Origin of the sequence: Mycobacterium uberis (genome assembly GCF_003408705.1) — a bacterium.
In the GTDB taxonomy this organism is placed as follows: Bacteria; Actinomycetota; Actinomycetes; order Mycobacteriales; family Mycobacteriaceae; genus Mycobacterium; species Mycobacterium uberis.
The window spans coordinates 43,907-65,137 of record NZ_QAYL01000014.1 but is presented as its reverse complement, the minus strand read 5'-3'; the positions used below and the strand labels follow the sequence as shown (position 1 = coordinate 65,137).

At 58.2% G+C, this 21,231-nt stretch carries 24 protein-coding genes and 3 pseudogenes; 11 read left to right on the top strand and 16 right to left on the bottom strand.

The window, feature by feature from the left end; translation table 11 throughout:
• Positions 1-60 precede the first annotated feature (60 nt).
• The 3 genes from MUBE_RS19020 (at position 61) to MUBE_RS08970 (ending at position 641) form a co-directional block, all read left to right on the top strand.
• On the top strand, positions 61-189 hold the full coding sequence (locus MUBE_RS19020; RefSeq protein ID WP_279386706.1) for a hypothetical protein: 129 nt from the start codon (positions 61-63) through the stop codon (positions 187-189).
• A gap of 67 nt (positions 190-256) precedes the next feature.
• On the top strand, positions 257-400 hold the full coding sequence (locus tag MUBE_RS20260; RefSeq protein WP_116540261.1) for a class I SAM-dependent methyltransferase: 144 nt from the start codon (positions 257-259) through the stop codon (positions 398-400).
• Complete coding sequence (locus MUBE_RS08970; RefSeq protein ID WP_116540260.1) at positions 381-641, top strand: class I SAM-dependent methyltransferase; 261 nt, start codon at positions 381-383, stop codon at positions 639-641. Before MUBE_RS20260 ends, MUBE_RS08970 begins: the two co-directional genes overlap by 20 nt.
• Before the next feature lie 540 nt (positions 642-1,181).
• On the opposite strand, the gene glmS is transcribed toward MUBE_RS08970, so the two are convergent.
• Positions 1,182-3,050 (bottom strand): glutamine--fructose-6-phosphate transaminase (isomerizing), encoded by a 1,869-nt coding sequence (gene glmS, locus MUBE_RS08965; protein WP_116540259.1) that lies wholly within the window; start codon positions 3,048-3,050, stop codon positions 1,182-1,184.
• Between the two features lie 70 nt (positions 3,051-3,120).
• Here glmS and MUBE_RS08960 point away from each other — a divergent pair, with 70 nt between their 5' ends.
• Both MUBE_RS08960 and MUBE_RS08955 read left to right on the top strand, forming a co-directional pair.
• Entirely contained in the window at positions 3,121-3,972 is an 852-nt protein-coding gene (locus MUBE_RS08960; RefSeq protein WP_165849789.1) for a dienelactone hydrolase family protein, read from the top strand.
• A gap of 64 nt (positions 3,973-4,036) precedes the next feature.
• Positions 4,037-5,063 (top strand): annotated as a pseudogene (locus MUBE_RS08955) (LLM class F420-dependent oxidoreductase).
• Positions 5,064-5,107: 44 nt separating this feature from the next.
• Here MUBE_RS08955 and MUBE_RS08950 read toward each other — a convergent pair.
• From MUBE_RS08950 to MUBE_RS08920, 7 genes and pseudogenes are all read right to left on the bottom strand, one after another.
• A complete protein-coding gene (locus MUBE_RS08950) occupies positions 5,108-5,599 on the bottom strand; it encodes a hypothetical protein (RefSeq protein WP_133297092.1) in 492 nt (163 codons plus the stop codon).
• Between the two features lie 269 nt (positions 5,600-5,868).
• A complete protein-coding gene (locus MUBE_RS08945) occupies positions 5,869-6,078 on the bottom strand; it encodes a hypothetical protein (RefSeq protein WP_133297091.1) in 210 nt (69 codons plus the stop codon).
• 299 nt (positions 6,079-6,377) lie between these two features.
• On the bottom strand, positions 6,378-6,557 hold the full coding sequence (locus MUBE_RS17905; RefSeq protein WP_243632960.1) for a hypothetical protein: 180 nt from the start codon (positions 6,555-6,557) through the stop codon (positions 6,378-6,380).
• A gap of 57 nt (positions 6,558-6,614) precedes the next feature.
• On the bottom strand, positions 6,615-7,952 hold the full coding sequence (gene glmM, locus MUBE_RS08935) for a phosphoglucosamine mutase (RefSeq protein ID WP_116540255.1): 1,338 nt from the start codon (positions 7,950-7,952) through the stop codon (positions 6,615-6,617).
• Positions 7,953-8,136: 184 nt separating this feature from the next.
• A complete protein-coding gene (rpsI, locus tag MUBE_RS08930) occupies positions 8,137-8,565 on the bottom strand; it encodes a 30S ribosomal protein S9 (protein WP_116540275.1) in 429 nt (142 codons plus the stop codon).
• A 29-nt stretch (positions 8,566-8,594) separates the two neighbouring features.
• Positions 8,595-9,038 (bottom strand): 50S ribosomal protein L13, encoded by a 444-nt coding sequence (gene rplM / locus MUBE_RS08925; protein ID WP_116540254.1) that lies wholly within the window; start codon positions 9,036-9,038, stop codon positions 8,595-8,597.
• Positions 9,039-9,283: 245 nt separating this feature from the next.
• Positions 9,284-9,541, bottom strand: a pseudogene (locus tag MUBE_RS08920) (WXG100 family type VII secretion target).
• A 759-nt stretch (positions 9,542-10,300) separates the two neighbouring features.
• On the opposite strand from MUBE_RS08920, the gene MUBE_RS08910 reads away from it, so the two are divergent.
• Together MUBE_RS08910 and MUBE_RS20255 are read left to right on the top strand one after the other, a co-directional pair.
• Positions 10,301-10,621 carry a hypothetical protein gene (locus MUBE_RS08910; RefSeq protein ID WP_116540253.1) on the top strand — a complete coding sequence of 107 codons (321 nt, stop codon included), beginning with the start codon at positions 10,301-10,303 and terminating at the stop codon, positions 10,619-10,621.
• A gap of 128 nt (positions 10,622-10,749) precedes the next feature.
• Positions 10,750-11,016 (top strand): hypothetical protein, encoded by a 267-nt coding sequence (locus MUBE_RS20255; RefSeq protein WP_133297090.1) that lies wholly within the window; start codon positions 10,750-10,752, stop codon positions 11,014-11,016.
• 491 nt (positions 11,017-11,507) lie between these two features.
• Here MUBE_RS20255 and truA read toward each other — a convergent pair whose 3' ends face one another.
• From truA to infA, 8 genes are all read right to left on the bottom strand, one after another.
• Positions 11,508-12,377, bottom strand: a complete 870-nt coding sequence (gene truA / locus MUBE_RS08905) for a tRNA pseudouridine(38-40) synthase TruA (protein ID WP_243632959.1) — start codon at positions 12,375-12,377, stop codon at positions 11,508-11,510.
• Positions 12,349-12,861: a 50S ribosomal protein L17 gene (gene rplQ, locus MUBE_RS08900; RefSeq protein ID WP_116540251.1), complete on the bottom strand. Its 513-nt coding sequence runs from the start codon at positions 12,859-12,861 to the stop codon at positions 12,349-12,351. Before rplQ ends, truA begins: the two co-directional genes overlap by 29 nt.
• Before the next feature lie 31 nt (positions 12,862-12,892).
• The gene (locus MUBE_RS08895; RefSeq protein ID WP_116540250.1) at positions 12,893-13,936 is read right to left on the bottom strand and encodes a DNA-directed RNA polymerase subunit alpha; all 1,044 of its coding nucleotides are present in this window, start codon (positions 13,934-13,936) and stop codon (positions 12,893-12,895) included.
• A gap of 86 nt (positions 13,937-14,022) precedes the next feature.
• A complete protein-coding gene (rpsD, locus tag MUBE_RS08890; RefSeq protein ID WP_116540249.1) occupies positions 14,023-14,628 on the bottom strand; it encodes a 30S ribosomal protein S4 in 606 nt (201 codons plus the stop codon).
• 9 nt (positions 14,629-14,637) lie between these two features.
• On the bottom strand, positions 14,638-15,054 hold the full coding sequence (gene rpsK / locus MUBE_RS08885) for a 30S ribosomal protein S11 (protein WP_116540248.1): 417 nt from the start codon (positions 15,052-15,054) through the stop codon (positions 14,638-14,640).
• A 3-nt stretch (positions 15,055-15,057) separates the two neighbouring features.
• Positions 15,058-15,432 (bottom strand): 30S ribosomal protein S13, encoded by a 375-nt coding sequence (gene rpsM / locus MUBE_RS08880; RefSeq protein ID WP_116540247.1) that lies wholly within the window; start codon positions 15,430-15,432, stop codon positions 15,058-15,060.
• 186 nt (positions 15,433-15,618) lie between these two features.
• Positions 15,619-15,732, bottom strand: a complete 114-nt coding sequence (rpmJ, locus tag MUBE_RS08875) for a 50S ribosomal protein L36 (RefSeq protein WP_116540246.1) — start codon at positions 15,730-15,732, stop codon at positions 15,619-15,621.
• A gap of 38 nt (positions 15,733-15,770) precedes the next feature.
• A complete protein-coding gene (infA, locus tag MUBE_RS08870; RefSeq protein WP_116540245.1) occupies positions 15,771-15,992 on the bottom strand; it encodes a translation initiation factor IF-1 in 222 nt (73 codons plus the stop codon).
• A gap of 255 nt (positions 15,993-16,247) precedes the next feature.
• Between infA and MUBE_RS20250 the strand changes: the two are divergent.
• From MUBE_RS20250 to MUBE_RS08850, 4 genes and pseudogenes are all read left to right on the top strand, one after another.
• Positions 16,248-16,997, top strand: a pseudogene (locus MUBE_RS20250) (LLM class F420-dependent oxidoreductase).
• A gap of 52 nt (positions 16,998-17,049) precedes the next feature.
• Positions 17,050-18,045, top strand: coding sequence for a dTDP-glucose 4,6-dehydratase (gene rfbB / locus MUBE_RS08860; protein ID WP_116540244.1), 996 nt, complete (start codon positions 17,050-17,052; stop codon positions 18,043-18,045).
• A gap of 1 nt (position 18,046) precedes the next feature.
• The gene (gene rfbC / locus MUBE_RS08855; protein WP_116540243.1) at positions 18,047-18,703 is read left to right on the top strand and encodes a dTDP-4-dehydrorhamnose 3,5-epimerase; all 657 of its coding nucleotides are present in this window, start codon (positions 18,047-18,049) and stop codon (positions 18,701-18,703) included.
• Positions 18,700-19,203, top strand: coding sequence for a lipoprotein LpqH (locus tag MUBE_RS08850; protein ID WP_116540242.1), 504 nt, complete (start codon positions 18,700-18,702; stop codon positions 19,201-19,203). Before rfbC ends, MUBE_RS08850 begins: the two co-directional genes overlap by 4 nt.
• Positions 19,204-21,231: the final 2,028 nt, after the last annotated feature.

Here is a 21,231-nt window from a genome sequence, read left to right as displayed (position 1 = left end):
CACGATGAGGGAGCAATTATAGCATACACTGACGACGACACCTGGGGTTTGGCCACCAACATGGGAGCTATCGCAATCGGTGTTGCGGCGGGACGCGCACTGGCAAGCCGAGCAGTCAACTCACTGTTCGATGACCTATTTGCGGAACCGCTGTTACGTGCGATCGGTGTGGGCTTTTCACTCGCATGATAAGCGGCGAATTGGATCTGGAAGAGGTCGATAAGAACTAGAAGAAAGGATAGCGTGAATAAGCGACATGATGGGTGTGCACACGCGATTCTTCGACGATTTCTTCATGGCAGCCACCAACGACGGGATCAGGCAAGCGGTGACCTTGGCCTCCGGACTGGACGCACGGGCCTATCGGTTTAGCGTGACCAGTGGGAACCACCGTCTATGAACTCGATCGACCGCAGGCCATCGAGTTCAAGACTCAAACGTTGGCCGACCTGAGTGCGGCTTCCACGGCTGACCGGTGGGCGGTAACCATCGATTTGCACCATGACTGGCAAACCGCGTTGAAGGGAAACGATTTTGATTCCACCCAACCCGCCGCGTGGAGCACGGCGGGGATAGAGATTAATGCTGTTCTTGCCTGCCCGATGCACAAGACAGCCTGCTCTACAGCCCCACTGGGCTAAGCGCGTCGAGAAATCGGTTGGCGACCTAGAATCTGGCCCACACCGGCCGTGCAGTACCGACGATAGCCGCCCAGACACGCGAAGCCACCAATTGATGACGCGAACATGGCATCGACGTAAAGGTGGCCTATCTATGGCATACCAGTAACCATGCCAGAAGTGGTCGACTATCTGGTCGACCGCGGGTGTCATACGACCACCGCCAGTACAGCGGAATTCTTTGCTGCCCATGGTTTTTAAGTGCAAGCCGACGACGATAATGAGTCGGCGATAGTGGTCTCACCGACCTACACCACCGCTACCCGAACCTAGCGGTCAGGCCGAAGCATCACGGCTGTTGTGTAGCAGAACAGACCGATAAGGATCCTGACCGCGGTGAAGTCCAAGCCTTTCAGGACAATCCTGGTGAAGAGGACATCCCACCGCCGTTTATCGACATGGTGCTGAATGACCGTCGTGGACAGGAGAACGTTCTGCCTTGCACACGGTCAGCAGGGCGCTGCCGATAAAATCGCGATACCGCGAACAGCCCAGCGCCGTTTACTCAACGGTGACGGACTTGGCCAGATTACGCGGCTTGTCAACGTCGTAGCCGCGGGCCTGCGCCACCGACGCAGCAAACACCTGTAGCGGGATGGTCGACAGCAACGGCTGCAAAAGTGTTGACACCGCGGGGAGTTCGATCAGATGATCAGCATAAGGACGCACCGTGTCGTCGCCCTCTTCCGAGATCACAATCGTCACCGCTCCGCGGGTCTGGATTTCCCGGATGTTGTTAAGCAATTTAGCATGCAGCGTTGCCGACCCCTTGGGGGAGGGCATGACGACGATAACCGGCAGGTTGTCTTCAATCAGCGCGATAGGGCCGTGCTTGAGCTCGCCGGCGGCGAAACCCTCGGCATGCATGTAGGCTAACTCCTTGAGTTTCAGCGCACCTTCCAACGCCACCGGGTAACCGACATGGCGACCCAGGAACAACACGGTCGTCGACTGGGCGAACTGATAGGCCAAATCAGCCACTGACCCCATTCCCGCGATGACCCGGGCCACCAGGTTGGGCATCGCTTCCAGCTCGCGGTACTCGCGCTGCACCTCATCGGGATACTTGGTGCCACGGGCCTGCGCCAACGCCAGCCCGAGCAGATAGGTTGCGGCGACCTGGGCCAGGAAGGTTTTCGTTGAAGCAACACCGATCTCTGGTCCGGCGCGGGTGTATAGCACCGCATCACACTCGCGTGGGATTTGGGAACCGTTGGTGTTGCAGATCGCCAGCACCTTGGCCTTCTGCTCCTTGGCGTGTCGGACCGCTTCTAAGGTGTCGGCGGTTTCACCGGATTGAGAAATTGCCACCACCAGCGTGCTGCGGTCCAGGACGGGGTCGCGGTAGCGAAATTCGCTGGCCAGCTCCACCTCGACGGGTAACCGCGTCCAGTGCTCGATCGTATATTTCGCCAACAACCCGGAATGATATGCGGTACCGCAGGCGACTACAAACACCTTGTCGACCTCACGGAGCTCCTGGTCACTCAATCGTTGCTCATCGAGTACGACCCGGCCAGCAGCGAAATGCCCGAGCAGCGTGTCGGCTACAGCGTCAGGTTGCTCGGCGATCTCCTTGAGCATGAAGTACTCATAGCCGCCCTTTTCGGCGGCTGCCAGATCCCAGTCAATACGTAATGTGCGGGCGTTTACGGCGTCATCGTTACCGTCAAAGTCGCTGATCCGGTAGCCGTCTGCGGTGATCACCACGGCCTGGTTCTGGCCGATTTCGACCGCATGCCGGGTATATTCGATGAACGCAGCCACGTCGGAGCCGACGAACATCTCACCATCACCGATCCCGAGCACCAGCGGGGTGGAGCGACGCGCAGCCACAATGGTTCCGGGTTCGTCAGCGTTGGCGAACACCAGGGCGAAGTGGCCCTGCAGCAGGCGCAACACCGCCAGCACGGAGCCGACGAAATCACCGGCTGTCTCGCCATCGCGATACGCCTGGGACACCAGATGCACAGCAGCCTCGGTGTCGGTGTCACTAGCAAACTCCACACCGGCGTTCTCCAGCTCATGACGAAGGGAGACGAAATTCTCGATGATGCCGTTGTGGACAACGGCGATCTTGCCGGTGGCATCGCGGTGCGGATGCGCATTGCGGTCGGTGGGGCGACCATGGGTGGCCCACCGGGTATGGCCAAGGCCGACGTTGCCTGCCAGCAACGTCGGAACCATCTCCGCCAACGCCGACTCCAAATTGGAAAGCCGACCGGCACGACGACGAACAGTCAGTTTGCCTGCGCCATCAATCAGCGCTAGTCCCGACGAGTCGTAGCCACGGTACTCCATTCTGCGCAGTGCGTCCATGACGACCTCACAGGCAGAACGCTGCCCGACATAGCCGACAATTCCACACATACCTAATGAGGGTAGTGCAGCCGTTGCAGTGGAGGATGCACAAGGCTGACCAGTGCGCTACCGTCGATGGGTGGCCCACACCCGCAAGCTCATCGCAGCCCTCAGCCGCCGTGGCCCGTACCGAGTTTTGCGTGGTGACTTGTCCTTTGCCGGTTTACCAGGGGTAGTGTATACTCCGGATAAGGGCTTGCACTTGCCCGGCGTCGCGTTTGGTCACGATTGGCTTACCGGTACCGCCCGGTACGCAGGTCTATTAGAACATCTAGCGTCGTGGGGCATCGTGGTCGGCGCTCCTGACACCCAACGAGGCCTAATCCCTTCGGTGCTCAATCTGGCCTTCGATCTCAGTTCGGCCCTCGGCATCGTAACAGGTGTGCGGCTGGGTCCCGGCAATATCAGCGTGCACCCCGCCAAGCTCGGCCTGGTAGGACACGGCTTCGGTGGGTCGGCCGCCGTGTTCGCCGCAGCCAGGCTGCCTGGCTTGGCCGGCTTGCCGGTCAAATGCGCGGTGGCGATCTTCCCGACAGTCACGGGTCCAACGCCCGAACAACTGGCAGCGAAGTGCACGGTCCCGGGTCTGATCTTGACCGCACCGAGCGATCCGAAGACGTTGAATTCAAACGCTCTATCGCTGTCCCACGCGTGGGATAGTGCCACCCTGCGCGTCGTCAGCAAAGCCAAAGCCGGCGGTCTAGTGGAGGGACGACAACTGACGAAAGTCATCGGGCTGGACGGCCCGCACCGCGCGACGCAAAAAGCGGTTCGGTCGCTACTGACCGGTTACCTGCTCTATGCGCTTGGCGGCAACAAAGACTACCGCGACTTCGCCGACCCCGACGTACATCTGCGCCAGACAGCCCCGGTGAACCCCAAGGCGCCACCGGTCACCCTCGAACAGAAGATCGTCGCGCTGCTAAAGTAACACGGATCGACAGCAGCGGGATACTGCCATAATGATATCTGTCGTTTATCTGTCGTTGGTGTGAATAGGCACTGCGCTGGATTACTCGGGTGGGTTTCACCAAGCTGCCAACTACATCGTCGAACTGAAAAGGCCAACCTCGATGTCGCAGGGGTAGCCCCGAAGCGTATTCCTTCGACACGGTCAGCCAGCTGGGCTACGTGGCCGTCAAAATAACTACCATAGAATTGGTGTCCGGGGTGTTTCCTCCGTACATTCGCACGCTGTCGTGGCTGACCATGACTGCGGCGAGTCTAGATTTCGTGTCCGAGGGCCTATCCGATCTCGGTATCGGCACATCCGGACCGCAAGTGCTGGAGGGGTTTCACGGCGTCGAGTTTGATGCACCGCTGGGCCGCACCTGCAAAATCGTGGAAGTCTATCGACAAGTGTGGAACCGAAACCGACTGCAATACAATGGCAAACATTAGCGGATATCATTATCCGCGGAACGCGGAACAGAATTAGACAAAGCGTTACAGCCCATCAATCACCCTGTGCATAAGCACATTCCGATCACGATCACAGCACTGGAGACGAAAAAGCTGAGCTTACAGCCGAAATCACCGAGAGCTGGCAGCCGGTCTTCATTCTATCCGGAGAAGGCCGAGTCGGTCTGGAGTGAAGCATTAACGGCCGGCGCTGTCAAGCGGGATCCTGCACTGGGGCTGCTGTGGACGTAATGGTGCATGTGTCGTTCGCCATCGGTGACGGTGTCGATGGTCAACTTACCTGGGCCAAGCCGCTACTAGCCCTGTACATCGACGGAATGAGAACCAAAGGGCGCACCTTCTGTCACATCCTGGCAACACGCTACGGGTTCGACGGGATCGCTGAACGGATCCAGGAGCTGCAGCTGAACGGACGTCAGCATGATGCCCGACGAGTTGATGCGCGGGATCCCGCTGGTCAGCTCACGCAGATTCATCGCCGAACACTTAGCCGTTTTCGCTGAAGCGAGCATAACCACGCTGTTGATTAGCCCGATGGCAGCAGACCCCGCTGAGTCCGTACGCTACGTCAAGCAACTCCTGCAGCTACGGCCGGCCTGACTTGCCACTACACCCTGCCTGCATAAGCTCGCCCAAAGCCGATCTCACACGGAGTTGATCCATCTCACGGTAGAGGCGCAGAGTCGATTACCAACCAACGACGTATCAACCGATGGCGCTCCTAGGAGTCCTCTTGGCCAATGGTGTACACCACCCGACGAGGACTCCTCCTTGGGCGAAGACTCTTCGACCCTGTCCGCCTCAGCTGCTTCGTCGCCTTCGTCGACCTTGGCATCGGGGACGTCATCAGCATCATCGTTGGCGGCGTCCTCGGTGAAGGGAGACTCACCCAACCAATCGTCAAGCGCCGACGAATTGGGCCGCTGTTTAGCCTCCCAATCCCAGCAGACCACCCATCGCTTCAATGATCCGACTGGCAAGCCCACCAAGATTGCTCTGTCCACCGAGAAGTCCGGAGCTTGCCAGAAGCCCCTTTGACCCCACGTGGTGACGTGGATCAAAGTAGGCGCAGCACCCAATTGGGAAGCCGGAAAAGCGGCGGGAGCGGCCACCGCCACCTTTGTTGGTGTGCTCACCGGAGCTGGCTAGACCAGTTCCCATACCAACCCAAGGTCACCCAGGAACTTTGAAATACACGGGCGACAGGGCGGCCAGCTTGTCGGTCACCATGTCGTAGGACGCCACGACGTCGGCCCAGCGTCGAACGCATCGTGGTCAGCCAATAGTTGCGAACACAGTTGTCCACGTAGGGCTTTAATCTATTGATAAACTAATTGATTAGTCGTCAACCGATCCCCTCACCCCGATTCGTGACTGCGTCAGCTGCGGCCAACCATTCCAGCCACTACGCGAGCGTGCGATCGCCTATGGCGATGACTACCTTCGAGTCGAGTAGATACCACAAGTTGTCGCGCAATGACTCGTACAACTGGGCAGCCACACGGACTTCGGTGGCCACCGTGTTTCCGGCGTCACGATAGGCCGGGAGAAACCGGACGTGAAATCCGCTCTCGCCCCCCGTTTCCCACCGCCGCCAGCTCCACAACCAGGGCACACTGTATCCGCAGCACCTCGGTGACCGCGACGCACGCCGAGCACATTTACACACAATCATGATCAAGCGCTCGAAGGTCAAGGCCATCTTCATTGTCACGCCAGTCACGGATCTGGAAGGGGCGCACGTACTTTACGTGTGCTCGTCAACGGACCGGCCCTCAGCGAAACACTCGGCGACGTCTAACTGCTCGACCACGACCAAACGATCCTTGCCGTAGCATAGCAGCCCGCACCGGCCCGCAAAGCGACGCCGATCTCGACGACTGCACGTGACCACTGTGGTAATTACGCCGCCAGTCAATCCAGTCCAGCACGTAATGCCTCGCCGTGGGCAAGTAGCACTCGACCAACGCTGGCGTCGCGAAAAGCCAGCTTAGTCAGATGATCGGCGATGGTATCGTCTATATGTTCAGCCGCAGCGCTTAACCGGTCGACGACGGCATGTACCGTCACAATGCCGATACTGGTATCGGCCATAGGTCTCATACCTAATCTGACGCCCGACATCGCGTCTAAGTGCCAGCGTCGGAGAGGTTAGCCCTGAGCACTCACTGCTGCGGCGACTCGCGTTGCCACTCGGTGCGCGATATCCGCTTCGGTCGCTTCCACCATGACCCGGATCATCGGCTCAGTTCCTGAAGGACGCAACAGGATTCGACCTGCATCTCCTAACTCGGCCTCGGCAGCCGCGACCGCTTTCTGCACCGAGGGCGCAGTGGCAGCGGTGACCTTGTCCGTAACCTCGACGTTGATGAGCACCTGCGGTAACGCATGCATCGCCGACGCGAGGGCGGCCAACGAAGAGCCGGTCTGCACCATGCGGGTCATCAATCGCAGCCCCGTGGCGATACCGTCGCCGGTGGAGCCCAAGGCGGGCAGCACGATATGGCCGGACTGCTCGCCGCCAATACTGAAGTCACCGGCACGCAATTCTTCCAGCACACAGCGGTCACCAACGCCGGTGGTACGCACAGTGACGCCGACAGAACGCATAGCCAGGTGCAGCCCCAGGTTGCTCATCACGGTAGTCACCAGCGTGTTGGACGAAAGTTCGCCGGCTTCGTGCATCGCCAGCGCCAACACGACCATAATCGCGTCGCCGTCGACAAGATCACCGTTGGCATCAACAGCAAGGCACCGGTCGGCATCTCCGTCGTGCGCCAGACCTAGGTCAGCGCGGTGGACAAGTACCGCAGAGCGCAACGAATCCAGGTCCGTCGAGCCACAGCGGTCGTTGATGTTGATGCCATTGGGATCGGCATTGATCGCAATAACCTGGGCGCCGGCGGCGCAATATGCGCGCGGTGCTGTCGACGAGGCTGCGCCATGGGCACAGTCAACGACCACCATCAAGCCGTCGAGTCGAATGGTGCTGGCTTTGCCCACGTGGCACAAGTACCGTTCCACGGCATCCTCGGCGTCGATGACACGGCCGATCGCCGCGCCAGCCGGGCGCAACCCGGGCCCACCGGCAACTAGGTCTTCGATCTGGTCCTCGGTGTCGTTGTCCAATTTGTGGCCACCCGGTCCAAAAATCTTGATGCCGTTGTAGGGCATCGGGTTGTGGGACGCCGAGATCATAACCCCGAAGTTGGCGTCGTAGGCGCCGGTCAGATACGCCACTGCAGGTGTCGGGAGCACTCCGACCCGCAGTACGTCAATACCCTCACTGGTCAGGCCGGCGATAACAGCAGCCTCGAGCATCTCGCCACTGGCTCGCGGGTCGCGACCAATCACGGCAATCCGCCGCCCCGGTTCGCCCGAACTGGCCAAGCGTCGTACCGCCGCCGCGCCTAGCGCCAGTGCCAGCTCAGGGGTCAACTCACGATTGGCCACTCCACGAACACCGTCGGTGCCGAATAGTCGACCCATGCGGACAAACCTCTCACAGTTAACGGCTCTGAAGCTCTACGTACTCATGTCTTTCTGGCCGAAACCGTGTACGCTCAGCCGTCAACACGCCGGCAACGGCAAACAACGATGCACAGTTGCAACCGAACTTGGGGTCTTCCGCTAGCGGAGGACTCCAAGTCGCGGCCAGGAAAGTACTCACCAATCAGCGCTTGCTGTACTGCGGCGCCTTACGAGCCTTCTTCAAGCCGTACTTCTTGCGCTCGGTGGCGCGTGAATCACGGGTGAGGAAACCGGCTTTCTTCAAGGTGGGCCGGTCCTCCGGTGACGCCATAATCAACGCCCGGGCGATGCCCAAGCGCAACGCCCCGGCCTGACCCGATGGGCCACCGCCGTGCAGGAGAGCGAAGATGTCGAAGCTCACTGTCCGCTCGACGGTCACCAACGGCGCCTTTATGAGCTGCTGGTGCACCTTGTTCGGGAAGTAGTCCTCCAGGCTGCGACCGTTGAGATCGAACTTGCCAGTGCCAGGCACCAGCCGCACCCGCACGACAGCCTCTTTGCGGCGGCCGACAGTCTGGATGGGTCGCTCAAACACGAACGATTCACTGTGCTTGGCAGCTGAAGTCTCCATCGCAATCTCCGCGGCTTTACTAGGCTCGGTCACTGCGCCACCTGCTTAATCTCGAATGGGACCGGTTGTTGAGCGGCATGCGGATGCTCTGGCCCGGCATAGACGCGAAGCTTTCGCTGGACCTGGCGGCTGAGCTTGTTCTTGGGCAACATGCCGACGATAGCTTTCTCTACGACACGGTCGGGGTGCTTTTGCATCAACTCACCAATGGGGCGTTTGCGCAAGCCACCGGGATACCCTGAGTGGAAGTAAGCCATCTTATGCTGCAGTTTGTCGCCGCTGATGGCGACCTTGTCAGCATTGATAATGATGACGAAGTCACCGCCATCGACATTGGGAGCGAACGTAGGTTTATGCTTGCCACGCAACAGGTTGGCCGCTACAACAGCAAGGCGGCCAAGCACCACGTCCGTGGCATCGATAATATACCACGACCGCGTGCTGTCACCCGCCTTGGGCGCGTATGTAGACACAGCGCTTACCCCTCTCGTTTCAGGTTTAACCCGGTTCCTAGATCCCGGTATGACCCGGGTGCCGATCCGACGGCCCTGGTTGGTCCAACGCGGGGTTGGTCTCGGCGACCGACATTGACCTGAGATCCCCGTGTACCCGCACGCCAAGGGCGGAGTTTACCGACGTGCATCCCCGCAGGTCAAAATGACTGCGTGGCCCCGACGGCTCTGTCTCTGTCGAGACCACACAGATCTGTTGGGCGTAGCTACCTTACCCAGACGCCGACAGCCCGACGGTCAATGTTGGCCATATCATCGGCGCCGTCGCGTACTGCATTAGCCAAGTCAGCCAGGATCTCATTGAGCTTGAGCGCGGTGGCCGCCTGATGCCACTTGAGCCGCTCAACCTGGCAAGTAGCCGCCGCTGCATGAGTCCACCATCGCCGCAACGGGCGCGATTTGTGGTCTCAAGTGTTCCAGCACGGCGGTGAAGCGGGCCGACGTGTGTGGATTTTCCGGCGAATGGCGTATTCATGTCGCCGAAACTATTCGGACCACACCGGATCCACGGGCGATCCCCTCCCAATCATAAGGTTTCCGCAGGCTACGGCAATGTGGCGGGCATGGCTCCACACAGCCTCATTATACCGAATGGTTTATAGCGATGGTGCACAAGACACGCTAAAACCGCAGCGAATCGGTGTTCCAGCGATCCTCCACATCGCTGAAGCGTACGACCACAAATCCACCCTACACCGACGACATACTGCTCATCCGACCAAATATAAAATTTACAGCATTACCCGGATTTCTTCACTTCGGCTGTCTGTTGTGACTGCAGCTAAGCACATAGAATCAAAATCTATGCTCAATGTGTTCGCACTCACCTAATTACCTTCCGGTCGCTATGTTGATACTAAAATATGACCACGTCGACACCCAATTCGTTTCCATCCGATTTCACGGTTTGGCTTATCTCACCGCGTAAGCGGACTGCACCGCCTGGTCACGCCCCTCGGACAGGTCGTCCTGTTCTCTGTGCCGGCTCTATGGTATCTGATGTTGATCCGGACTGCTCCATAAAGCAATAGCAATAGAGTCTGACGATAGCGACCGCAGTAACACCGGCGATGGAGGAATCGCGATATCCACCATCGCGAACGTCGCTGGCAACTCGTTAGTCATATCTAACCTACCACCGTGGAACGGCGATAATCAGCACAACAACCGGAGGCACCTCGCCTCTGAACAACAGGATACCCAAAGATCGGAAACGGGTTACGGTGCCGTCAATCCGAGTTCGAAAAGGGCACTGTTATCCGCATCCGATCCAGAGCCTGTACTGCATCTCAGGTCAGTACGACACCGCCGTCATCGACTATGACTCTGCCTGCCGTGGCGCCCGTAGTGACGCTGATATCAACGATCGTCGCTATCTTGGAGGAGCGCAACCCGAGAAGTCCAGCGGTCTGATGGCTATGCGGGCTATGCGCTACCAGCCGTCTCAACGTGGCGCCTCTGTTGCGGCTGCATCGACGACGTTGACGGAGAACGGTATCCGAGGTAACGCGGATTCTGGTGTTGAACCAATCCTGCTCGGATGACGCATCATCTTCTCCCAAATCCGTTCCGGCCGCGTTGGACCTCACGGTAGGTTGCAAACCAACGTTGCTGCGTCATCCATCCACAGCCGCAATGTTTGTTCCAGTCTGGTTACGGGTAAAATTTCGGCGTGTATGATCGTCATATACAGTGCTGGATCGGCTTGGGCATCACCCGCTCTAGTCGCTACTGCCATATCGTCCATCACCCGGCGCACGGTCCCGGTGGCCTGCGTAGACGACTGCCCAGCCGCCGAGTGCGGTCTTTGCCTGCGGTATTAGGCATCGGCCAGGTCGACGAAATATTCGTCGACTCGCTGCGCGAGCAAACCAGTTATGAACATCCGGGTGTACGCGGTGAACTATGCCGCCAGCCGCTTGTAACTGCATACCGATAACGGCACCAACGACATAATTTAACACGTCAAATCCATGGTGTCATCATGCCTCAATACCCGGTTTGGTGCCGGACGGCTATTCATTAGAGTGCAGATATGATCGACTTTGTCAGCAGGGTTCCGATTGGCGGCATCAACTGGGGAAGGACTTTACCAGCCCAATACGCTGACAAAGTGGCGACGGTCGCCGTTTTCGGCAATGTGGCCGACCGTGCTGACAGATCGCTGCCGAGGCGATCGACTTATGTAATCCCAACGACCCGATGTGCCATGCCAGTCCGGGCAACGAGTTGGCACGGACACACCGAGGGCTACGTCCCCGTGTACACACCACCCAGGCAGCGGCTTTTGTTGAGTCCAGGTTGCTGGCCGAATACGGCCATCCAAGTGCCCGGTGTGGGCCGCAGCTGCTAATGCCTAGTCCCTCCGGAAAACCGAAGCGATGCAGGTGCACCGACCAGCCAGGCCGCAAGTTTCGTCGCCCATAAGATCTAGCTCGACGAGCGCAGGTCCCGGGTAATCAGCGCCCGCGCAGCCAGTTCATCGTCGGGTGGATAGTCGACACGGATCAATGTCAATCCGTGCGGCGGCGCTGCCACGAAGTCGCTGGACCGGCTTGCCGCGGTGAGCAATTCACCGCACCAGCCGGTGGTCCGCCGGTGGTCGCCAACAGCCAGCAACGCTCCTACCAGTGACCTTACCATCGACCAGCAAAATGCATCAGCGGTGACATGCGCGGTGATCAAGTAACCATCCCGCGACCAGTCCAACCGCTGCAGTTCACGTATGGCGGTGGCGCCGTCGCGATGACGGCAGAACGCCGCAAAGTCATGCAACCCCAGCAAATCTCGCGATGCAGCTGACATTGCAGCCAGGTCCAGGTCACGCGGCCAGGCAGTTACGTAGCGCGCCTGGTGTGGTTGCACACCGTACGGCGCTGTCGACAGTCGATACCGGTAGTGACGCCGCAAAGCTGAGAACCTGGCATCGAAACCTACTGGTGTACGGGAGATATCGAGGACTCGTACATCAGCGGGCAGGAACCGACCTAGGCGCCGTAGCAGCGGCAGGAATTCCGGATCACCGGCGCGTGGTGAACGTGGATAGACCTTCGACAAGGCGGCGCAGGAAATATCGACGTGGGCCACCTGCCCGGTGGCATGTACACCGGCGTCGGTACGCCCAGCGGCGCGCAGCCGCACCGGCGTGCGGAAAATAGTCGTCAACGCTTCATCAAGTACGCCAGCGACCGTGCGCTGTCCAGTCTGGACCGCCCAGCCTGCGAAATCGGTTCCTTCGTAGGCAATGTCGAGCCTAAGACGGACATCCTCACTAATTTTCGGCGACCTCGTTAGGCTCACTGGCGGGGCCCTCCTCGGTCGACGCCGCTTCAGTCACCTCCGTCTGGTCCAGCTTCTCTTGGGCCTGCGTGGTTTTGGCCGAAGTGACGGCCATCCGACGGGCCCGGCCAGCCTCGGATGTTACTGTCTTCTCCCGCACCAGTTCGATCACAGCCATCGGAGCGTTGTCCCCCTTGCGCGCCTCGATTTTGATGATACGAGTGTACCCGCCCTCGCGGTCGGCGAAAAAAGGCCCAATCTCCGCGAACAAGGCGTGCACCACGTCTTTATCGCGAATCTTCTTCAGGACCTCTCGACGGTTGTGCAGCGTGCCCTTTTTCGCATGCGTGATCAGTTTCTCCGCGTACGGTCGCAGCGCCCGAGCCTTCGACTCTGTCGTCTTGATCCGGCCATGCTCGAACAGCGACGTGGCCAGGTTAGCCAGAAGGGCCTTCTGGTGCGAAGACGATCCGCCGAGGCGAGAGCCCTTGGTGGGTTTGGGCATTGCTGGCGCTCCTGTCTAGATACGAAAGGCTTTAGAGCTGTTCGGTCTCGGCGTAATCCTGGTCGTCGTAGGCGCCGTCGGTGGACCAGGTACCGGTGGTAACGTCGTATCCGGCAACCTCGGATGGGTCAAAACTCGCCGGGCTGTCCTTGAGCGACAAACCAAGCTGGTGCAGTTTGACCTTAACCTCGTCGATAGATTTCTGCCCAAAGTTGCGGATATCGAGCAGGTCGGACTCGGTGCGGCTCACCAACTCACCAACGGTATGCACACCTTCGCGTTTGAGACAGTTGTAGGACCGTACAGTGAGATCCAGGTCGTCAATCGGCAGCGCGAACGACGCGATGTGGTCAGCCTCAGCCGGTGACGGCCCGATCTCAATTCCTTCGGCCTCGACATTGAGCTCACGCGCCAGACCGAACAATTCGACCAGCGTCTTACCCGCCGACGCCAACGCATCACGGGGGGTGATCGAACTCTTGGTCTCCACATCGAGGATCAGCTTGTCGAAGTCGGTCCGCTGCTCGACCCGGGTGGCATCCACCTTGTATGTTACCTTCAGCACAGGTGAATAGATGGAATCGACTGGAATGCGGCCAATTTCGGCGCCCGAAGCCCGATTGTGCACCGCCGGCACGTAGCCACGGCCACGTTCGACTACGAGCTCCACTTCGAGCTTACCTTTGTCGTTCAGCGTCGCGATGCGCATATCAGGATTGTGCACAGTGACGCTGGCCGGCGGCACAATGTCACCGGCAGTGACCTCACCCGGCCCCTGCTTACGCAGATACATCATGACCGGTTCGTCCTCCTCCGAGGACACCACCAAACCCTTGAGGTTCAAGATGATCTCAGTAACGTCCTCTTTGACCCCCGGCACCGTGGTGAACTCGTGCAAAACGCCGTCAATACGAATGCTCGTGACAGCCACGCCGGGAATCGACGACAGCAGCGTACGCCGCAGAGAGTTGCCCAAAGTGTAACCGAATCCCGGCTCCAACGGTTCGATTACGAACTGGGACCGGTTATCAGTAAGAATGTCCTCGGACAGTGTGGGTCGCTGTGAGATCAGCATCGGTGTTACTTCTCCTTCTCGGCACCCACTATTTGATGCCGCTAGGTTTCATACCGGTGCGAATGCGGCGGTATGAAGTCTGCATTTTACTTCGAGTAGTACTCGACAATCAGCTGCTCAGTGAGCGGCACATCGATCTGCGCACGCTCAGGTAATTGGTGAATCAGGACACGCTGACATTCGCCGACGACCTGGAGCCAACTCGGGATCGGTCGGTCACCCGCCGTCTCCCGCGCGATCTGGAACGGCACCGTGTTGAACGACTTACCCCGCACATCGATTATGTCGTATTGTGAGACCCGGTAGCTGGGGACGTTGACATGCATACCATTGACACTGAAGTGCCCGTGGTTGACCAGCTGACGAGCCATCCGGCGGGTACGTGCCAGCCCAGCGCGATAGATCACGTTGTCGAGCCGGCTTTCCAGGATCTTCAGCAGTTCCTCACCCGTCTTACCGGGCTGCCGCACAGCCTCTTCGTAGTAGCGACGGAACTGCTTTTCCATGACGCCGTAGGTGAAGCGAGCCTTCTGTTTCTCCTGTAGCTGCAGGAGGTATTCACTTTCCTTGATCCGCGCACGGCCATGTTGGCCAGGCGGGTAGGGACGCTTCTCGAACGCCTGGTCGCCGCCGACGAGGTCGATGCGAAACCGGCGTGATTTGCGAGTGATGGGTCCAGTGTAACGAGCCATGATTATCTCCTAGACCCTTCTACGCTTGGGCGGACGGCAGCCATTGTGCGGCTGGGGAGTGACGTCGGCAATCGCGCCGACCTCCAGACCAGCGGCCTGGAGCGACCGGATCGCGGTCTCCCGACCCGAACCCGGGCCCTTCACGAAGACATCAACCTTGCGCACTCCGTGCTCCTGAGCTTTGCGTGCAGCGTTCTCGGCGGCCAACTGCGCAGCGAACGGGGTTGATTTCCGTGAGCCCTTGAAACCAACATGGCCCGATGACGCCCAAGCAATGACGTTGCCCTGCGGGTCAGTGATGGTCACGATTGTGTTGTTGAAGGTGCTCTTGATATGCGCTGCACCGTGCGGGATGTTCTTCTTTTCCCGCTTACGGGTCTTCTGTCCCTTCTTAGGACTCGCCCCGCTTACCTTCTTCGGTGACATGGGTTATCTGGCTTTCTTCTTGCCTGCGATGGTGCGCTTAGGGCCTTTGCGGGTCCGCGCATTGGTCTTGGTCCGCTGGCCGCGCACCGGCAGGCCGTGGCGGTGCCGCAGACCTTGATAGCAGCCGATCTCCATCTTGCGGCGGATGTCGGCCTGCACTTCGCGACGCAAGTCACCTTCCACCTTGAAGTTGGCTTCGATGTAGTCGCGCAGATGAGTCAGCTGGTCATCGGTGAGATCCCTGGTCCGTAGGTTCCGGTCAATGCCGGCGGCCTCCAAGATTTCGTTGGAGCGGGTGCGGCCAATGCCATAGATGTAGGTCAGGGCGACCTCCATCCGCTTGTCGCGCGGCAAGTCGACGCCGACTAGTCGAGCCATGGGTGGCGTTTCCTCATTTATCTATCTCAAGCGGAGGTTTGGTCCCAGTCCGTTCCCTGCGCCCAAAATTTAAAGACTTTGGGTGCGGGCCCCGGCCTCCGTCCGGGCATGGCTGAGCGGCCCATCTGATTGATACCAGCCGCGCAATGGCATTGGGAGGTCTGCATTCAGTTGCTTGCGCCAGAGCTACCCTTGCCGCTGCTTATGACGTGGATCCGCGCAGATCACCATGACCCGCCCGTGCCGACGGATCACCCGGCACTTGTCACACATGGGCTTTACGCTCGGGTTCACCTTCACCGCAGTCTCGATCCTGTTCTCTGGTCTGGGCGTTCTCGTTACTTGTACCGGTACACAATGCGTCCCCGAGACAGATCATAGGGCGACAACTCCACCACTACCCGGTCCTCGGGCAGGATGCGGATGTAATGCTGCCGCATCTTGCCACTGATGTGGGCGAGGACCTTGTGACCGTTCTCCAGCTCAATACGAAACATCGCATTGGGCAGGGGTTCGACCACGCGACCCTCGACCTCGATGGCGCCGTCCCTCTTGGCCATTACTTACCGGCTGTCCTTGTCTTCCCGCTCGTTCCACTCTAAGTGCCCGGACCGGCGCAGCATTCACACCAACTTCAAACGCGGGCCGGTAGCAGGAAAATTCCAGGACTGAACACGCAAAAAGCAGGGGCAATGAAGCACCGTTGCCCTACTTTACTCCATCATTCGGCTTCACCAAAATTGCCGCTGAATGCATGACACCAGGCGAGTTAATCTTGAAGTTCAAGTATAGCACGCCACCAGTTTGGTGACACCATGACCGACTCTGAGACCAATGCGCATGCCAGTGCGAAAGCCGAGAAGCCCCATCTAGGCCGGTTCGGATCGTTTGGACGCGGGGTGGTAATACCCAAGAATATCGAGTCGTTAGGCTGCGGAGCCGTCTGAGTAGTATGACTCACCGCCCGCCGAGCTGGCTTGGGTCGAACCAATCCTCGAGGCAACGACCACGCTGCAAGTGGTCACTGACATTATCAACATTTACCTGGGTCGACACCCGCCAAGCCAGTGGCCGAGTAGTTTCATCGGATTGATTAAGGCCTACCTGGATCGTTACTCCCGCGGTATCGGTGTCGGCCATCCATAGGCGACTCACGAATACTGCAGTGCGGCGGTAGCATGCCGGGACAAATGCAACGACTTTTGCGTGCCCGCCAAAGACCGGGTGGTCACGGCGTTGGGTCCTCGTGCTTCACGGCGCAAACGCAGCGCCAAGATGCACCCGTAACCTCACCAAGCCAGAACCACCGCATAAGCCGGTAAACTCGTCGGCCGGCGTTCGTGACGCCTGAACACTAAAGTGGTACTGACCACCAACCAAACCCACGCGGTGGGTCGTAAGGCGCTTGACATGTAGGTCCCTGGCTATCTACCACAAAAATCTGAAAGCGGCTAGGCCTTTCCGACAAAGAAGTCACCCGGTCGGACAACGATCAGGTGACCGGCGCTGATCATATCCCGGTTCAAATCCTCACCACGGATGACAACACTGGCCGGGTCGCTTGAACCGATTCGTGACCGGACCTTGACTTGGCTAGGGCTCCGCTAGGGTTTGACCATGCGACTATTAGTCACAGGCGGCGCCGGCTTCATCGGTGCCAACTTTGTGCACAACGCGGTATGCGAGCATCCTGACGACACAGTCACAGTGCTCGACGCCCTGACCTACGCGGGCAGACGTGAGTCGCTGGCCAACGTCGACCATGCCATCAGGCTGGTACAGGGCGATATCGCCGACACTGAGCTGGTTTCCCAGCTGGTCGCCGAGTCCGATGTGGTCGTGCATTTTGCCGCCGAAACCCATGTGGACAATGCGCTCGACGACCCAGAGCCTTTCCTGCATACCAATGTCATCGGGACGTTCACCATCTTGGAGGCAGTGCGGTGCCATAGCGTGCGACTACACCACGTCTCGACCGACGAAGTCTACGGCGACCTGGAACTCGACAAATCGACGAGGTTCACCGAGTCAACGCCCTACAGCCCGTCGAGTCCATACTCAGCGACCAAAGCCGCCGGCGACATGTTGGTCCGGGCCTGGGTGCGTTCCTACGGCGTGCGTGCAACGATCTCCAACTGTTCCAACAACTACGGCCCATACCAGCACGTCGAGAAATTCATCCCGCGCCAAATCACTAATGTGCTCACCGGCCGCCGGCCCAAGTTGTACGGCACCGGCGCTAACGTCCGCGACTGGATCCACGTCGACGACCACAACAGCGCCGTCTGGCGCATCCTTGAGAAAGGCCAGATCGGCTGCACCTACCTTATCGGTACCGAGGGCGAGCGTAGCAACCTGACCGTACTGCGCACGCTGCTGCAGATGATGGGAAAAGACCCCAACGATTTCGACCACGTCACCGACCGCGTCGGCCACGATTTGCGGTACGCAATCGACCCGACCCCGCTGTATGACCAATTGTGCTGGGCTCCAAAGCACACCGACTTTGACGAAGGATTGCGCGCCACCATTGACTGGTATCGCGACAACGAATCATGGTGGCGACCGTTGAAGGACGCTGCAGAAGCGCGCTACGAAGAACGAGGTCAGTGACATGGACGTCCGCGAACTGGACATTCCGGGTGCCTGGGAGATCACTCCTATCATTCATGGCGATTCCCGCGGAATGTTCTTTGAATGGCTCACAGACCGTGAGTTCAGTGGATTCGCCGGTCACCGCTTAGACGTCCGGCAAGCCAACTGCTCAGTATCCTCGGCCGGTGTGCTGCGTGGCCTGCATTTCGCGCAAGTGCCACCGAGCCAGGCCAAGTATGTGACCTGCGTGTCCGGTTCGGTTTTTGATGTTGTCGCCGATATTCGTTTGGGTTCACCAACATTCGGCCATTGGACCTCCGTTATGCTAAACGGCTCCAACCGGAAGACCATCTACATCTCCGAGGGTCTAGCACATGGATTCCTTGCATTGCAAGATAATTCGACAGTGATGTACCTATGCTCCGCGGAATACAACCCAACGCGCGAGCACACCGTCTGCGCTACAGATCCGACCCTGGCAATCGATTGGCCGGTGGTCCACGGCGTTGACCCGCATTTATCCGAGCGCGATGCCACGGCCCCCAACCTTGACGACGTATGCACATCTGGCCTACTACCGACCTGGGAAGAGACGCAGAGATTTATCGTCGAGCTCGGCCGCAAACAGCGGACGCAGCCATCGCGAATTACCACTGAAAAAGAAGAATCCTGGTGAGGCCTGGGTTGTTAGTCGCCGTTGGCAGCGTCACGATCATTGTCGGCGTGGCGGGCTGCGGTGGGGGCACCCAGAATCCCGCCCCATCGTCAAGTGCTACCACAGCGTCGAGCGTCACAACAGGACCCAGCCCTACCGCTGTGTCGAGCAGCACTCCCGCCACAACAACTGGAGAAACAAAGGTCACCATCGGCAGCCAGCTACAAAACATCAGTGGTCCAGTCGTGTGCTCGACGATAAACGGCAAATTCTCTATCGCGATCGGCGACATGATCACTGGCGTCATTGTTGGTTTAGAACCGGACGCATCGGTAGTCCACAACGCCGGCCTCGGCGCCATCGACGGTGTGGTCATGGCCTTCGCCGAGGGCATCCCCGGCGAAAACGCCAGTGCCACCAAGAACGGCAACACATACCAAATCACCGGGACAGCCAGTGGTTTGGACAACGCCGGTCAGCAGATCCATAAGCCTTTCGAAATCGAAGCTACCTGCCGCTAACACCACCACTGAGCAAATCCGCCCGGCGCGAAGGCGACTCCCGGTACACTTCGAAGAACCTCCTCGGATCAAACCCGCAAAATGCCCGAACGGTTCGGCCGTGGCAACCGACGCCTCATGTGGGTCCACCTCACGAACAGTGGCGCAAGTCGTACGTTGAGCTGATTATACCACCGGCCAACACAGCAGTAGAAGGCGACTATTTTGCACTAGGCAGTGATGTATTCATCTTCTTGATACATCCGGTACGACGTATGACGGATATCGTGATATTAGGATTGCGACAACACCTCGACCGCTACACCACCAAGTTATCTTCACAGTAATTATCCGTTTCGGAAGCATGCCGCTGACCGCTATCATGAATTTTAGCAGCAGAAACTACTCTTCCGAGGGTTTTGACGCCGATTTGTGCTATTTCCGCACCGTGTTAGAACATATTGGACTAAGTACGGTATCGACCACCGTAACGATTGTTCCCTGACTATGCCACCACGTCATCGATACCAGCGACATCAGTGCGACGATGCGTTCCCGTACCCTGATTGGCTCACTAATATCGAAAAAGTACTGGAATAGCCCAAGTTTCAGTATCGATTCGGTGATTCGTGTGGTCGACACAACCACCAGCATGACTGCTCGTTCGCCTTATCAGCACCGCAAACATCACCACCACTGTGTGCGACACTGAGATTTCTGAGTATATCCACCTCCTTCGTAGGCACTGGGATACACACCCAAGATGCTATCGCTACGTCGAAACAACAGTTTGCTGGGCAAGAGTTCTACACATCAAACTCGTATAGGGAAGTCTGGCTTAGACTCAACGTTGGATTGCCCAAACCCATTGACGGGAGCTGCGATATCACACGCTGTTGTTATCGGAGCAGGACCGGTTGGAGCACTGTCGACACTGCTACCAGCCAAGAGTGACATCGACGTTACCCTCGTGTAGGGTAGTGACAATGTGGTTCACCGCATTCCCGCCGCCCACCCCTGATCCGTCCACGTTGGGTCTCCTTCGAACGCTCGCCATCAAGCTAGCTTCCAACCCCGAGGACGTCGCCGTAACCTCGGTACAGTAGTGCTATATACCGCGGAGACATTCGCGCAAAGCTTAATTTCCGGTTCCTCACCAGCTTCACTAAAATCATCTTTTCCTAATTCATCTCGATCAACAGACCCTATCTGATACCGGAGGCCCAGCTAATTGGGGCCGAGGCCGCGATCGAACTTCGTACCAGGATAGCAGCGATCGACCCCAACCCGACCCGACGTCACCACCTCAACGAATGATGTCGAACTCCAAATCCCTGCAAGCTACATGCTAATTGGGTGCGCTGTATCGCAGTGTGAATAACTTAGACACACAAGCAATCCATGCTCAACTACGTGATTCCGTGTAGCGCACTCGGGGTTCACGTATTACAAGACAACGACCTTCGTCGCTTTACTGCGTATCTGGGTGACGTCGCATCGCTTATCAGTAACTACTATGTAACATAGTAGTTACTGATCAACACTTCTCTCCTAGACACCCACTGCACTATCTGCCCAACGAAACATCTAAATATCGAATCCTACAGGTAGGAATGCGATTAATGTCTAGTTGCATAAAACTATCGTTGCCGGGCATTGATATGACTGGTACCAGCATCTGTCATCAACCCTGGTACCGAAGTGGTTTATCTACACGTTGCCACACCGCACATATTCAACCGATATCCCGTACACACACGTATATATACGGTGTAATCGCACTCCGCTTTAATCAGGCCTTCACCGACAACGACGGCGTAAGCCGAGCATGAGGGATACAACGCCTGGGTGATAGCCGCAGACCGAAACCCGATCCTATTCACAACACCCAGCATGACAACCATCCCATTCCTGAGCCTTGGCATAACCACATCCAATTACTTTACTCGATTTGTTATTAATTGGAATAGTCTCCGACCTGCGTAAGCTACTAAACGAGAATGCACGATGTTCCCGAGCCGACAATCTGCTAACAAGTTACGAACTAAT

Excerpts from the sequence above, each read along its gene's own strand:
- rpsM (WP_116540247.1), bottom strand. The coding sequence starts at position 15,432 with ATGGCTCGACTAGTCGGCGTCGACTTGCCGCGCGACAAGCGGATGGAG.
- MUBE_RS20260 (WP_116540261.1), top strand. The coding sequence starts at position 257 with ATGATGGGTGTGCACACGCGATTCTTCGACGATTTCTTCATGGCAGCC.
- glmM (WP_116540255.1), bottom strand. The coding sequence starts at position 7,952 with ATGGGTCGACTATTCGGCACCGACGGTGTTCGTGGAGTGGCCAATCGT.
- rplQ (WP_116540251.1), bottom strand. The coding sequence starts at position 12,861 with ATGCCCAAACCCACCAAGGGCTCTCGCCTCGGCGGATCGTCTTCGCAC.
- glmS (WP_116540259.1), bottom strand. The coding sequence starts at position 3,050 with ATGTGTGGAATTGTCGGCTATGTCGGGCAGCGTTCTGCCTGTGAGGTC.
- MUBE_RS08895 (WP_116540250.1), bottom strand. The coding sequence starts at position 13,936 with ATGCTGATCTCACAGCGACCCACACTGTCCGAGGACATTCTTACTGAT.
- rpsI (WP_116540275.1), bottom strand. The coding sequence starts at position 8,565 with ATGGAGACTTCAGCTGCCAAGCACAGTGAATCGTTCGTGTTTGAGCGA.
- MUBE_RS17905 (WP_243632960.1), bottom strand. The coding sequence starts at position 6,557 with ATGGCCGATACCAGTATCGGCATTGTGACGGTACATGCCGTCGTCGAC.
- infA (WP_116540245.1), bottom strand. The coding sequence starts at position 15,992 with ATGGCCAAGAGGGACGGCGCCATCGAGGTCGAGGGTCGCGTGGTCGAA.
- rfbB (WP_116540244.1), top strand. The coding sequence starts at position 17,050 with ATGCGACTATTAGTCACAGGCGGCGCCGGCTTCATCGGTGCCAACTTT.
- rfbC (WP_116540243.1), top strand. The coding sequence starts at position 18,047 with ATGGACGTCCGCGAACTGGACATTCCGGGTGCCTGGGAGATCACTCCT.
- rpsD (WP_116540249.1), bottom strand. The coding sequence starts at position 14,628 with ATGGCTCGTTACACTGGACCCATCACTCGCAAATCACGCCGGTTTCGC.
- MUBE_RS19020 (WP_279386706.1), top strand. The coding sequence starts at position 61 with ATGGGAGCTATCGCAATCGGTGTTGCGGCGGGACGCGCACTGGCAAGC.
- rpsK (WP_116540248.1), bottom strand. The coding sequence starts at position 15,054 with ATGTCACCGAAGAAGGTAAGCGGGGCGAGTCCTAAGAAGGGACAGAAG.